Origin of the sequence: Burkholderia sola, assembly GCF_905400185.1 — a bacterium.
Taxonomy (GTDB): Bacteria; Pseudomonadota; Gammaproteobacteria; order Burkholderiales; family Burkholderiaceae; genus Burkholderia; species Burkholderia sola.
In genome coordinates this window covers 3,237,445-3,251,361 of record NZ_FR989675.1, presented here as the reverse complement: position 1 = coordinate 3,251,361, position 13,917 = coordinate 3,237,445, and the positions used below count along the sequence as shown (strand labels likewise).

Here is a 13,917-nt window from a genome sequence, read left to right as displayed (position 1 = left end):
TTCCGGCGTCCGGGGTCAGCGCAAACGGCCGCTGATCCCTTTCCATCCTCCCTCCAGCGCGCACTCGGCGGGGCATTTTCCCGCCGCGCGCCGCGCGTCCAGCTCGTCGCACAGCCGCTTGTATTCGGCCACTTCCTCGAACAGCCAGGTCCTGAACGCCTGCACGCGCGGCGTGTTCAAGAGCGGCGGCGGACACACGAAAAAATAGTGCCACGGGCTCGGCCCGTCGATGTCGAACAGGCGCACGATGCGCCCGTCGAGCAGGTCGTGCACCGCGAGCGAGCGGCGCACCAGCGCGATGCCCTGGCCTTCGATCGCGGCCAGCAGCAGGTTCGACGAATCCTGGTACAGGATCCCCCGCTTGGGCTCGGTCAGCGTATCGAGCCCGGCCGCGTCGAACCACGGCCGCCACAGCTCGTCGTCCGAGCGCAGCAGCGGGTAGTGCACGAGATCGGCGGGCGTCTGCGGCAGCTTGCCGCCGTTCAGCGTCGGCGCGCACGCCGGAAAGAACACCTCCTCGAACAGCGGCTCCACGTGCAGCCCCGGATAGCTGCCGAAGCCGAAGCGGATCGCCAGATCGACGTCGTCGCGCGCGAAATCGGTGAGCGAGTTGGTCGACTGCAGCTCGACGTCGATTTCCGGATGCCGCTCGATGAACGTGCCGATGCGCGGCGTGATGAAGCGCGCGGCGAACGACGACAGCATCGACACCACCAGCCGCCGGTCGCGGTCGCTCGCGCGCACGTCGCGCGTCGCGTCGGCGATCACCATCAGCGCGGTACGGATCTGCTGCGCGTAGCGCATGCCGGCGTCGGTCAGGCACAGCCGCTTGCCGTTGCGCGTGAACAGCTGCACGCCGAGCTCTTCCTCGAGCGCGCGCACCTGGTGGCTGACCGCGCCGTGCGTGACGAACAGCTCGTCGGCGGCGCGCGAGAAGTTCTCGTGGCGGGCGGCGGCTTCGAACGCGCGAATCGCGTTCAGCGCCGGCAGCTGGCGGAGGTCCATTTGCTAATTTTCCTCACATCGACGTGAAAATTGGTCGTTTGGTCGGACACCTTCAAGTGACTAGGATTGTAGTCATCGAAGCACTTATTGGCGGAGTCGATCATGCAAGAAATCTCTTCAAGCATCACCTTCGAAATTCCCCCGGGCGAGACCGTACCGATGAAGGTGCAACGCAGCACGCGGCTGATTGTCCAGTGCGGGCCGGTCTGGGCGACGCGCAGCAACGACGTCGACGACTACTTTCTGGCCGACGGCGAGACGCTGAAGCTGCGCCGCGGCGAGCGGCTGTGGCTCAGCGCGGAAGGCCGCGAGGGCGCATGCGTCGCGTTCTCGGTGTCGCGCCCGCCGCGGGAAGTCGCGCTCGGCGGGCTGTCCCGGCTGCGCGAACGCGTCAACGCGCTGCTGCACGACGGCTGGCGTACCGTCTGACCATCGTTTCATCCGACGGATACCGGCGATCCGTCCCCGTCCCCAGGCCGGCGAGACCCACGGGTTTTCGGTAAACTACCGCCCATGTCCGTTTCGCCGGTTTCCATCGTGTCCACGCCTGTCGCCGTTTCCGCATCGCCCGCCGGAGTCCCGGCTCAGCCGGCCCAGCCGGTCACCGTGCGATGGCGGGGCCGCGAGGCGTACGACGCGAGCTTCGACGCGATGCGCGCGTTCACCGACACGCGCACGGCCGACACCGGCGACGAAATCTGGGTGGTCGAGCATCCGCCCGTCTACACGCTCGGCCAGGCCGGCGACCCGGCGCACCTGCTGGTGGCCGACAGCGGCGTGCCGCTCGTCAAGGTCGACCGCGGCGGACAAATCACCTACCACGGCCCCGGCCAGATCGTCGTCTACCTGCTGCTGGACCTGCGCCGGCGCAAGCTGATGGTGCGCACGCTCGTGACGAAGATCGAGGAGGCCGTGATCGAAACCCTCGCGGCGTATAATCTCGCTTCGGTCCGCAAGGCGGGCGCGCCGGGGATCTACGTGGCATCCGGCCTGCACGAGGGCGCGAAAATCGCGGCCCTCGGCCTGAAGATCCGCAACGGCTGCAGCTATCACGGGCTGAGCCTGAACGTGAAGATGGATCTGCGCCCGTTTCTTGCGATCAACCCGTGCGGCTATGCCGGACTGGAAACCGTCGACATGGCGAGCCTCGCGGTTGCCGCCGACTGGAACGACGTCGCCCACACGCTGGTGGGCCGTCTGATCGCCAACCTCGACGGCGCATCCGCGGCCGCCGACAAGCCGCACGCACTGGAACAATCGAATGACTGACGTTACCGCTTCTCCCGCACCGGCCGATTCGGCCGCGACCCCGGCCTACGATCCGACCGCCAAGCAGAAGGCGCAGGCGAAGACGGCGCGCATCCCGATCAAGGTCATTCCGATCGAAAAGCTGAAGAAGCCCGAGTGGATCCGCGTGAAGGCGGCCACCGGCAGCTCGCGCTTCAACGAGATCAAGACGATCCTGCGCGAGCACAACCTGCACACCGTGTGCGAGGAAGCGAGCTGCCCGAACATCGGCGAATGCTTCGGCAAGGGCACCGCGACGTTCATGATCATGGGCGACAAGTGCACGCGCCGCTGCCCGTTCTGCGACGTCGGCCACGGCCGTCCCGATCCGCTCGATGCGGATGAACCGAAGAACCTCGCGCGCACGATCGCCGCGCTCAAGCTCAAGTACGTGGTGATCACGAGCGTCGACCGCGACGACCTGCGCGACGGCGGCGCCGCCCACTTCGTCGAGTGCATTCGCGAAACGCGTGCGCAGTCGCCGGACACGCGCATCGAGATCCTGACGCCGGATTTCCGCGGCCGTCTCGACCGCGCGATCTCGATCCTGAACGCGGCGCCGCCCGACGTGATGAACCACAACCTCGAAACGGTGCCGCGCCTGTACAAGGAAGCGCGCCCGGGTTCGGACTATGCGCACTCGCTGAAGCTGCTGAAGGACTTCAAGGCGCTGCATCCGGACGTCGCGACGAAGTCGGGCCTGATGGTCGGCCTCGGCGAGACCGAAGAGGAAATCCTGCAGGTGATGCGCGACCTGCGCGCGCACGACGTCGACATGCTGACGATCGGCCAGTACCTGCAGCCGTCCGAGCACCACCTGCCGGTGCGGGCGTACGTGCATCCGGATACGTTCAAGATGTACGAGGAAGAGGCGTACAAGATGGGCTTCACGCACGCGGCCGTCGGCGCGATGGTGCGGTCGAGCTATCATGCCGACCTGCAGGCGCATGGGGCGGGGGTGGTCTGAGCGTCGCGTTTGCAGCAGCAGTCCCGAAAGCCCGCAGCGATGCGGGTTTTTTCGTTGGCGCGGCGATGATCCGCGCATGCGCACGGCAATCGCCACCCGACCGGACGCGCGATCCAATCCAGCGCGAAAAGCAAAGCTGAAACATCATCGATAGCTTCGCAGGATAAGTTCGCTCCCGCCGCACGCAAAGCCCGTAAAGTCGGCTCTCCCGCAGCAATGCCCGCATTCCGAAGGAGAGCCGCATGTCCCGTTTCAGCTTCATCCGCCGCGCCGTCGTCGCGCTGACCGCCTTTGCCGCGCTTGGCGCGGCGCACGCCGAATCGCGCGAAGTCGTGATCGCGTACCAGGACATGGTCGTGCCGTGGCGCTATGCGCAAGCGAGCGGTGAAGTCGAAAAGGCGACCGGCTACAAGGTCAGGTTCCGCAAGCTCGACAGCGGCGCCGACGTGATCCGCGCGCTCGCGTCCGGCTCCGTGCAGCTCGGCGAGGCCGGGTCGAGCCCGATCGCGGCCGGCCTGTCGCAGGGGCTCGACATCTCGCTGTTCTGGGTGCTCGACAACATCAACGACGCCGAGGCGCTCGTCGCGCGCAACGGTTCGGGCGTCACGAACGTCGCGGCGCTGAAGGGCAGGAAGATCGGCGTGCCGTTCGTGTCGACGTCGCATTTCCACACGCTCGTCGCGCTGCAGGCCGCGGGCGTCAATCCGAACGACGTGAAGATCGTCAACCTGCGTCCGCCCGAGGTCGCGGCTGCGTGGGCGCGCGGCGACATCGACGCGACCTACATCTGGGATCCGGTGCTCGCGAAGGTCAAGCAGTCGGGCACCGTGCTGACGACGTCCGGCCAGGTTGCGAAGGAAAGCGGCAAGTCGACCTTCGACGGCTTCGTCGTGAGCCGCAAGTTCGCGCGCGAGAACCCCGAGTTCGTCGCGCGCTTCGTGAAGGTGCTCGCGGCGGCTGACGCCGACTACCGCGCGCATGCGGCGGCGTGGAAGGTCGGCTCGCCGCAGGTCGCGGCGGTCGCGAAGGTGTCCGGCGCGAATGCGCAGGACGTGCCGGCCAGCCTCGCCCTCTACGCGTTCCCGACGGCGGCCGAACAGGCTTCGCCGACGTGGCTCGGCGGCGGCGCGCAATCGGGCGCCGCGAAGTCGCTCGCGGCCACGGCTGCATTCCTCAAATCGCAAGGCACGATCCAGACGGTGCTCGCCGACTATTCGGTCGGCGTCGATCCGCAATTCGTGCAGAAGGCCGCGCGCTGAGCGCGGCCCCTCAGCCCACTCATCGCGGAGCCCTTCGATCATGAGCACGCTGGAAGTCCGTCAGGTATCGGTCGCCTATCCGGGCGAACGCGGCAGGCCGACGGCGCAGGCGCTCGCGCAGGTCGACCTGCGCATCGATGCCGGTGAATTCGTCGTCGCGCTCGGCGCATCCGGGTGCGGCAAGACCACGCTGCTGAACTGCATGGCCGGCTTCGTCGCGCCGACGACCGGCGACGTATGCGTCGACGGCGTGCCGGTCACGGGCCCCGGCGCGGATCGTGGCGTCGTGTTCCAGAAATACGCGCTGCTGCCGTGGCTCGATGTGCTCGACAACGTCGCGCTCGGGTTGCGCTTCGCGCGCGTGTCGAAAGCCGAGCGTGAAGCGCGGGCAACAGAAATGCTGGCGCTCGTCGGTCTCGAGCGCCATGCGCATGCGCGTGTGTACGAGCTGTCGGGCGGGATGCAGCAGCGGGTCGGCATCGCGCGTGCGCTCGCGAGCGACCCGCGCGTGCTGCTGATGGACGAGCCGATGGGCGCGCTCGACGCGATGACGCGCGGCACGATGCAGGCGCTCGTGCTCGACGTATGGGCGCGCACCGGCAAGACGGTGTTTTTCATTACGCACGACGTCGAGGAGGCGCTGTTCCTCGCGACGCGTCTCGTCGTGATGACGCCCGGCCCCGGCCGGATCGCGGAAACCTTCGAACTGCCGTTCGCGCGGCGCTACGTCGAATCGCGCGATGCGCGCGCGGTGAAGTCGTCACCGGAATTCATCGCGTGGCGCGAGCGGCTGATCGCGTATCTGCATCGCGACGAGGCAGCCGAGGCGGCCGCGTGATGCACGAACTCGCGCGACAGGGCGCGTCGGTCGGACGCGGTCGGATCAGCACTTTGCACAGGCAGGACAGCATGAGCACGCAGGATTCGTGGACGGCCGGCGGGACGGTCGCAGGTTTCGAGCAGGACGATCGCACGCGGACTCAGGCAGCCGCGCGTCGTGCGCCGTCGTCGCACCGCTACCGGTTGCCGGGGGAGGGGAAGACGGCGGCCTTGAGCGCGGCGACGGTTGCAGCGCTGGCCGTGCTGTGGTGGGTCGCCACGCATCGCCAGTGGCTGCCGCCGCTGTTCCTGCCCGCGCCGGAAGCCGTGTGGGTGGCATTCGTCGACGCCTGGCATGGCCGCATCCAGGGTGGCCTGCCGCTGTCCGAGCATTTGCTGTGGAGCGCCGCGCGCGTGTTCGGCGCGTTCCTGCTCGCCACCGCGATCGGCGTGCCGGCCGGCATCCTGATGGGCGTGAGCCGCCTTGCACGCGGCGTGCTCGATCCGCTGCTGGAGTTCTACCGGCCGCTGCCGCCGCTCGCATACCTGCCGCTCGTCGTGATCTGGTTCGGCATCGACGAAACGGCGAAGCTCGTCGTGATCTTCCTCGCGTGCTTCGCGCCGATCGCGATGGCCGCGCGCGCCGGCGTGCGCGCCGCGACGGTCGAGCAGATCAACGCCGCGTATTCGCTCGGCGGCAGCTTCGCGCAGATCGTGCGGCATGTGGTGCTGCCGGCCGCGCTGCCGGAGATCCTCACCGGGCTGCGGATCGCGATCGGGTTCGGCTGGACGACGCTCGTCGCGGCCGAGATGGTCGCCGCGACGGCCGGGCTCGGGCAGATGGTGCTCAACGCATCGAGCTTCCTGCGCACGGATATCGTCGTGATGGGGATCCTGATCATCGGCGCGATCGCGTGGCTGTTTGATCTCGCGATGCGATGGATCGAGCGGCGGGTGGTGCCGTGGAAGGGGCGGGGATAGGTCGGGGGGCGCGACGGGGCGTGACGCGGGCAGTCGCTCTGCGCTGCAGGCGGAAAGAGGGCCGGGCTTCGCGTCGAGCGAAGCCCGGCCCTTGTCGCGTGATACCGGTGGCCGAGTGGCGACGGCTTACCAGCGATAACCGGCGCCGGCGCCGACCGCGACCGTGCCGCGCGTATTGGTGGAGCCGGACGCCTTGACCACCCAGCGCCCGTTGCGCGTGGCGGTGGACAGGCCGAACGCGACGGCCGACTGCCCGCTGTAAGTGCCGCCGGCGATCGAGACCATGCTTTCGCCTGCCAGCGATGCCTGCGGCAGGTTTGCGATGGCGACGGCGGACGCGATGCCGCCGCTTGCGTCGCGACGATAGTGGTCAATGTCGTTACGCACGCTGCCGATCTGGTCGCGCAATTGTTGCACGTTCACGGCATCGGTCGGTGCGGTGCCGGCCTTGACGTTGGTGATCTGCCGCTCCTGACCGGGCGCGCCGACGGAGACCGTGTCGTCGCGGTCGGCGACGGAGTTGTTGCCGAGCGCGACCGAGTTGTTGCCCGATGCCGTCGCGTTGTTCCCGATCGCAAGGCTATCGTCGCCGGACGCAGTCGAGCCCTTGCCGAGCGCCATCGAATTCGAGCCGGTCGCGCCCGAGCCGTCGCCGAGCTGCGCAAAGTCGTTGCCATGGTTGCCCGCCGGCGGCGTAACGGCGGGGCCGTTCTTCTCGATGTCCGACAGGCGCGTGTTCAGCGAATCGAAGCGGCTGTCGAATTGCTGCTGCATCGTGAAGAGCTGCCCGCCGTTGACGGCCTGCATGCCGCCCGCGACGATCGCACCGGGCCGCACATTGTCGAGCAGCGTGCCGCCGACACCGCCGAGCGTCGCGCGGCCGAGCGACAGGTCGTCGTACACGAGCGCACTGAGCGGCTTGCCGTCCGGGTCGACCAGGCCGGTTGCCTTCAACTGCGCGATCGTCACGGCGTCGGTGTCGCTCACGCCGTTCGACAGGCCGGTCAGCGTACGCGTGCCATCCGTGCCTGCGAGGCTCACCGACGCGCCGCCCTTGTCGGCGCCGATCGAGATCGCGAGGCTCGCAGGATCCTGGCGCACGAGGCCGGTGGTGCCGTTGTTGACGCGCGTGCCAAGATCGTCGACATCGACGCGGATGGATTTGACGTCGCCTTCGACGTTCGTGACGCGGCCGTCGAGCATCGTGATCGATTGCGTGTTGGCTTTGGCTCGATCGTCCAGACTCGTCAGCGCGCTGCCGACATCGTTGAACGACTTTCCGTCGACCGTATAGTTCGGACTGCGTACGCTTCCGTCCGCGTTGATCGCGGCTTCGCCGCCGAGCGCCTCGACGACCGGCTTGAGCTGCGACAGGTTGACTGCGTCGGTGTCGTTCGTACCGGCGCGAAGATTGACGAGCTGCCGCTCGTTGCCGGTTTTGCCGATCGACACGGTGTTGCCTCGGTCGGCGACGCTGCCTTGCCCGAGCGCGACCGCGTCGTGCGCGGTGACCACCGCATCCGCGCCGAGTGCGAGCGCGCGGTTCGCGTTGATGTTCGACCCGACCCCGAGCGCGCTCGAGCGATCGCCGTGAACGTTCGTTCCTTCGCCGATGGCGATCGTGGATCGCCCGTCGGCGATTGCTGCTCCGCCAATCGCGATTGCCGAGTAATCACCGCCGTCTTCTCCTTTTGCCTGCGCGCCGGGACCAAGGGCGATCGAACCTGCGCCCGTTGCGCTGGGTGGCGGGGTTGCGCCGGCCTTGACGACAAGGTTGTCGAGGACCAGATCGGGCTGCGCGGCATGGCTGTAGCCCGACGCGAGCGCGACGAGCGAGAAGGCGAGTGCGGACAGGCGCGGCCGGTGCGTCGCAATGCGCGAGCGGGCACGCGCGTTGTCGGGTGGTGGGGTGACGGGGTGGAACATGAATCGGACTCCTGATCGTTCAATTTCGCGCACGCTGCCGGAAATGGCGACGATACGCATCGACTGCAGCGGAGCGCATCGCCGTTGCGAACGGGATGAGCGAATAAGGCGGCTGCGGTTTGAGCGGACGACTATACGGAGCGACTTATAGGCCGTCGATCAGACGAATACGAAATTTGAGGCGATAGGTATGAGACGCGATATTAGGCGCGAAGTGCGACATCGCGGTCAGACCGGGTCGAAAGGCAGGACGCGCGCAGCGCCCGTAAGACGAGTCCGTATGTCGGCACAGATGGGCCGTGGAATGGGTTCGCGCGGCGCGGTGCGCCGCCGCGCACGGGCCCGCTCAATCCCCCATCGCCACCCCTTCCCGCCGCGGATCCGCGCCGCCGAACCACACCGTCTGCCCCTGCACGTTCAGCCGCTGGATCCCCTGCAGCCCCGAGTTCATCTCGACGACCCGTACGTCGTGTCCGCGGCCCTTCAGCCCGTCGGCGAGCGCGTCCGACACACGGCCGCGTTCGAGCTGCGTCGGCCCGTTCATCGACCCGAAGTTCGGCAGCGCGATCGCCTGCTGCATCGTCATCCCCCAGTCGAGCACGCCGACCAGCGTCTTCGCGACGTGATTGATGATCGCGGGGCCGCCGGCCGAGCCGACGATCATCGTCACCTGCTTCGTCTTCTTGTCGAACACGAGCTCCGGCGACATCGCCGAGCGCGGCCGCTTGCCGGGCTGCACGCGGTTCGCGACCGGCCGGCCGTTGTCGTTCGACACGAACGAGAAATCGGTGAGCTGGTTGTTCAGCATGAAGCCGCGCACCATCAGCCGCGAACCGAACGCATCCTCGATGCTGGTCGTCATCGACAGCGCCTGGCCGTAGCGGTCGACGATCGCGATGTCGGACGTCGACGGCAGCTCGGGGCTGCGGTCGTCGGCCATCGCGAGCGCCGCGCCCTGCGGCGTGCCGGCCTGCGCGACGCCCATGCTGCTGTCGCCGATCAGGTGCGCGCGCTGCGCGAGATAGGTCTTGTCGGTGAGGCTCGCCCAGCTGCCGCCCGGCAGCGGCACGAAATCGGGATCGGCGACATAGCGCGCGCGGTCCGCATACGCGAGGCGCCCGGCTTCGCTGAACAGGTGGGCGGCGAACGGTGTCGGCTCGTAGCCGACGTCGTTGCGCACCGGCTTCTGCGCGCCGATCTGCTGCCAGTCGGGCATCGCTTCGAGGATGCCGAGCATCTGCGCGATCGCGAGGCCGCCCGACGACGGCGGCGGCATCCCGCACACGACCGAGCGCCGGTAATCGGTACACAGCGGCGCACGCACCTTTGCCTTGTAGCGTGCGAGATCCTGCAGCGACAGCAGGCCCGGGTTGGTCGGATGCTTGCGCACCTTCGCGACGATGTCGCGCGCGATCGCACCGGTGTAGAACGCATTCGCGCCGTGGTCGGCGACCTGGCGCAGCACGGTCGCGAGCGCGGGGTTCTTCAGCACCGTGCCGGCCGCCTTCGGCGAGCCGTCCTTGTTGTAGAAGTACGCACGCGCGGCCGGATCGCTGCTCAGGTACTTGTCGTTCGCGATCAGCATCGCGAGGCGCGGGCTGATCGTGAAGCCGCGCTCGGCGAGCCGGATGGCCGGCTGGAACAGCCGGCGCCACGGCAGCTTGCCGTGTGCGCGGTGCGCGGCGTCGAGCATGCGCAGCACGCCCGGCGTGCCCACCGAACGCCCGCCGACGACACCTTCGTAAAAGCTCATCGGCTGGCCGGTCGGGCCGTAGAACAGCCGGTCGGTCGCGGCGGCCGGTGCGGTTTCGCGGCCGTCGTACGCCTGCGTCGACTTGCCGTCGAAATACAGCATGAAGGCGCCGCCGCCGAGCCCCGACGATTGCGGCTCGACCAGCGCGAGCACCATCTGCGTCGCGATCGCCGCGTCGATCGCGGTGCCGCCGGCCTTCAGCATGTCGTAGCCGGCTTGCGTCGCGAGCGGGTTCGCGGCCGCGATCATGAAGTGCTGCGAGGTCCAGCCCGGCTTGTCGGTCCAGCCGGACGACAGTTCGGGCGCATGAACGCCGGGCAGCGGGACGGCCGCGCCCGATGCGGCGGCGACCGGGACGACGGCGCCCGACCGCGCGGACGGGGACGTGCAGCCGGCGTTCAACGCGACGAGCGCGACGGCGGCGAGCAGCGTCCAGGGACGCGAATGCGGACGAATCCGGTCGAACATGGAACCCTCGGCAGCAGTGAATTCGAAGGAGAGCGGCGTTGACGTTGACATCGGTGCGGGCGCAACGGCGCTGCCCGCCCCGGCGCGCTATTGTCGCCGTGCGCCCGGCGGCTTGTCATCCGACAGGAAACCCTGACGCATCCCGCCGGGCCCGCCCCGGCCGGTCTTTCCGGCCTGTTCGAGGATGAACTCTATGAACGTCGACGTCGCGCGCGTGTGGTGGCGGTTCGGCATGTAGAGCATGTACATGTGGGTGCCGAAGATGCTCAGCCGGTACGCATCGAGCGACGTGACGACGGCGCCGTGCCGCAGGTCGTCCTGCATCACGTAGTCGGGCACGATGCCGACGCCGATCCCCGCGAGGATCGCCTGGCGCAGGAACAGGAAGTTCTCCGAAATCAGCGTCGGTTCGAGCAGCACCTCGTGGCGCTCGTCGCCGAGATACGCGGCGATCCGCAACTGCCGGCCCAGCACCGTCGCGGTGACGACGGGAGCTGCGGCCAGCGCACCGAGGCTCGCGGGCATCCCGTGCGCGGCCGCGAACGAGGGCGACGCGCATGCGACGTAGCGCACCGCGCCCATGTCGCGCGCGACGAGGTTCTGCGGCGGCTCGGACATCACGCGGATCGCGATGTCGACTTCGTCGCGCATCAGGTCTTCCACGCGATTCTCGAACACCACGTCGAGCACGATGCCCGGATGGAGCCGCTTGAACGCGAGCAGCCAGTCGGACATCACCATCTGCCCGTAGCCGCTCGGCACCGACAGCCGCACGCGGCCCTGCAGGTCCTGGCCGAGCGTCGTCACCGATTCCTGCGCGGCGAGCAGTTCGTTGCGGATGCGCCGGCCGTGCTCGTACAGCGTCAGCCCGATCTCGGTCGGCTCCATGCGCCGCGTCGTGCGGCGCACGAGCTGCTGGCCGATCGAGCGTTCGAGCTGGTTCAAGCGGTAGCTGACGTTCGCGCGGCTCATCTTGAGTCGCTGCGCGGCTTTGCTGAGATTGCCGGCGTCGAGGATCTCGACGAGCAGCGTCAGCGCGTTCAGGTCCATGCGGGTGTCTCCTGATCCGTCCCGTTTAACGCACAGAAACGGTCCGGAAGCATTCAGTGTCAAGTCAGACTTGACAGCTTGTAAAGGCGTGCGGAAATTGTCAATGAATCTCGATCAATCGAGAATCGAGTCATGCCCGGCAACCATGCCGGACGGTTTCCCGCGCCGCCGGGACCGGCTCGCGCACCGGCCCTGCTAGCCGGCCCGACCGGTTCCTGCCGCCCGGCGCACCGCACCACTGGAGACACGATGAATGCCACCGCTTCCCCTGCCAGCCCGATGGCCGGCACCGTCACGCGCGAACGGCGCGACAAGGTGCTCGTCGTCACGATCGACCATCCGCCCGTCAACGCGCTGTCCGCCGACGTGCGGCGCGGCCTCGCCGACGCGATCGACGCCGCGCAGGCCGACGACGCGATCCGCGCGGTGCTGATCGTCGGCGCCGGCCGCAACTTCATCGCGGGCGCCGACATCCGTGAATTCGGCAAGCCGCCCGTGCCGCCGTCGCTGCCCGACGTGTGCGAGCGGATCGAATCGGGTGCCAAGCCGGTCGTGGTCGCGCTGCACGGCGCGACGCTCGGCGGCGGCCTCGAAGTCGCGCTGGCCGCCCATTACCGGCTCGCCGTGCCCGGCGCGAAGCTCGGGCTGCCCGAAGTGACGCTCGGCCTGCTGCCCGGCGCGGGCGGCACGCAGCGCGCGCCGCGCCTGATCGGCGCGAAGGCCGCGCTCGACCTGATGCTGACGGGCCGCCATGCGAGCGCCGACGAAGCGCTCGTGCTCGGCCTCGTCGATCGCATCGCGCACAGCGACGACACGCTCGCCGAAGGGCTCGCCTATGCGCAGGAACTCGTGTCGCTCGGCGCGCCGGTGCGCCGCACGCGCGACGCGCAGGGCCTGGCCGACCGCGCGGCCGCGCAGGCCGCGATCGACGCGGCGCGCGCGGAATTGCCGAAGAAGTCGCGCGGGCTCTTCTCGCCGGCGAAGATCGTCGACGCGGTCGAGGCCGCGCTCACGCAGTCGTTCGACGCCGGGATGAAGTACGAACGCAGCCTGTTCCTGCAATGCATCGACAGCCCGCAGCGTGCGGGCCTCATGCATGCGTTCTTCGCGGAGCGCGAAGCGGCGAAGGCGCCCGAGGCGCGGCGCGCGAGCGCGCGGCCGGTCGAACGGATCGGCGTGGTCGGCGGCGGCACGATGGGTGCGGGCATCGCGGTCGCGGCGCTCGACGCCGGGCTGCCGGTGACGATGATCGAACGCGACGAAGCGTCGCTCGAGCGCGGCCGTGCGCACGTCGAGAAGGTGTACGACGGCCTCGTCGCGAAAGGACGGATGACGCCGGCCGCGCACGCGGCGCGGCTCGCGCGCTTCAAGGGCAGTACGTCGTACGACGCGCTCGCGCAGGCCGACGTCGTGATCGAGGCCGTGTTCGAGGACATGGCCGTGAAGCAGGCCGTGTTCGCCGAGCTTGCGCGCGTGTGCAAGCCAGGGGCGGTACTCGCGACCAACACGTCGTATCTCGACATCGACGAACTGGCCGCGAGCATCGACCGGCCGGCCGACGTGATCGGCCTGCATTTCTTCTCGCCGGCCAACGTGATGAAGCTGCTCGAGATCGTCGTGCCGGCGCGCGTGAGCGCGGACGTCGTCGCGACCGCGTTCGCGCTGGCGAAGCAACTGAAGAAGACGCCGGTGCGCGCGGGCGTGTGCGACGGCTTCATCGGCAACCGGATCCTCGCCGTCTATCGCACTGCCGCCGACACCCTGATGGAAGACGGCGCGTCGCCGTACCAGATCGATCGCGCGGTGCGCGAATTCGGCTTCCCGATGGGCCCGTTTCAGGTGGTCGATCTCGCGGGCGGCGACATCGGCTGGGCGACCCGCAAGCGCCGCGCGGCGACGCGCGATCCGAACGCGCGCTACGTGGAGATTTCCGACCGGCTGTGCGAGCGCGGCTGGTTCGGGCAGAAGACCGGCCGCGGCTACTACCTGTATCCGGACGGCGCGCGCGTCGGCACGCCCGACCCGGAAGTCGACGCGATCGTCGCGGCAGAGCGTGCGAAGAAGGGCGTCACGCCGCGCACGTTCACCGATGACGAGATCCTGCGCCGCTACCTCGCCGCGATGATCAACGAAGGCGCGAACGTCGTGCACGAGAAGATCGCGCTGCGTCCGCTCGATGTCGACGCGGTGTTCCTGTACGGCTACGGCTTCCCGCGCTATCGCGGCGGCCCGATGCACTATGCGGACACGGTCGGCCTCGCGAACGTGCTCGCCGATATCCGCGCGTTCGCGAACGAAGATCCGCTGTTCTGGAAGCCGTCGCCGCTGCTCGTCGATCTCGTCGCGCGCGGCGCGGATTTCGCGAGCCTGAACCGCATCGACTGAACGCCCACCGCATTCGC

General features: G+C 68.7%; 11 protein-coding genes. 7 read left to right on the top strand and 4 right to left on the bottom strand.

Translation table 11 applies throughout. The features are described 5' to 3' along the window. Positions 1-15: 15 nt before the first annotated feature. Entirely contained in the window at positions 16-1,005 is a 990-nt protein-coding gene (locus KR541_RS15015; protein ID WP_006485238.1) for a transcriptional regulator GcvA, read from the bottom strand. A gap of 102 nt (positions 1,006-1,107) precedes the next feature. Between KR541_RS15015 and KR541_RS15010 the strand changes: the two genes are divergently transcribed. From KR541_RS15010 to KR541_RS14985, 6 genes are all read left to right on the top strand, one after another. Next, positions 1,108-1,434 carry a DUF2917 domain-containing protein gene (locus tag KR541_RS15010; protein ID WP_050018167.1) on the top strand — a complete coding sequence of 109 codons (327 nt, stop codon included), beginning with the start codon at positions 1,108-1,110 and terminating at the stop codon, positions 1,432-1,434. 84 nt (positions 1,435-1,518) lie between these two features. Then, a complete protein-coding gene (lipB, locus tag KR541_RS15005; protein WP_050018153.1) occupies positions 1,519-2,274 on the top strand; it encodes a lipoyl(octanoyl) transferase LipB in 756 nt (251 codons plus the stop codon). Beyond that, complete coding sequence (gene lipA / locus KR541_RS15000; protein ID WP_012329293.1) at positions 2,267-3,259, top strand: lipoyl synthase; 993 nt, start codon at positions 2,267-2,269, stop codon at positions 3,257-3,259. Before lipB ends, lipA begins: the two co-directional genes overlap by 8 nt. Positions 3,260-3,501: 242 nt before the next feature. Then, positions 3,502-4,518: a taurine ABC transporter substrate-binding protein gene (gene tauA, locus KR541_RS14995; protein WP_050014722.1), complete on the top strand. Its 1,017-nt coding sequence runs from the start codon at positions 3,502-3,504 to the stop codon at positions 4,516-4,518. Between the two features lie 40 nt (positions 4,519-4,558). Then, positions 4,559-5,356: a taurine ABC transporter ATP-binding protein gene (locus tag KR541_RS14990; protein WP_050014724.1), complete on the top strand. Its 798-nt coding sequence runs from the start codon at positions 4,559-4,561 to the stop codon at positions 5,354-5,356. Continuing rightward, positions 5,356-6,318, top strand: coding sequence for an ABC transporter permease subunit (locus KR541_RS14985; RefSeq protein ID WP_050014726.1), 963 nt, complete (start codon positions 5,356-5,358; stop codon positions 6,316-6,318). Before KR541_RS14990 ends, KR541_RS14985 begins: the two co-directional genes overlap by 1 nt. A gap of 126 nt (positions 6,319-6,444) precedes the next feature. On the opposite strand, the gene KR541_RS14980 is transcribed toward KR541_RS14985, so the two are convergent. The 3 genes from KR541_RS14980 to KR541_RS14970 all read right to left on the bottom strand — a co-directional run bounded on the left by KR541_RS14980 (position 6,445) and on the right by KR541_RS14970 (position 11,515). Further along, the gene (locus KR541_RS14980; protein WP_080334294.1) at positions 6,445-8,244 is read right to left on the bottom strand and encodes a YadA family autotransporter adhesin; all 1,800 of its coding nucleotides are present in this window, start codon (positions 8,242-8,244) and stop codon (positions 6,445-6,447) included. Positions 8,245-8,590: 346 nt separating this feature from the next. Further along, positions 8,591-10,465 (bottom strand): gamma-glutamyltransferase, encoded by a 1,875-nt coding sequence (gene ggt / locus KR541_RS14975; RefSeq protein ID WP_050014727.1) that lies wholly within the window; start codon positions 10,463-10,465, stop codon positions 8,591-8,593. An 87-nt stretch (positions 10,466-10,552) separates the two neighbouring features. Next, on the bottom strand, positions 10,553-11,515 hold the full coding sequence (locus KR541_RS14970; RefSeq protein ID WP_050014728.1) for a LysR family transcriptional regulator: 963 nt from the start codon (positions 11,513-11,515) through the stop codon (positions 10,553-10,555). 249 nt (positions 11,516-11,764) lie between these two features. On the opposite strand from KR541_RS14970, the gene KR541_RS14965 reads away from it, so the two are divergent. Beyond that, positions 11,765-13,900 carry a 3-hydroxyacyl-CoA dehydrogenase NAD-binding domain-containing protein gene (locus KR541_RS14965; protein ID WP_050014730.1) on the top strand — a complete coding sequence of 712 codons (2,136 nt, stop codon included), beginning with the start codon at positions 11,765-11,767 and terminating at the stop codon, positions 13,898-13,900. Positions 13,901-13,917 lie beyond the last annotated feature (17 nt).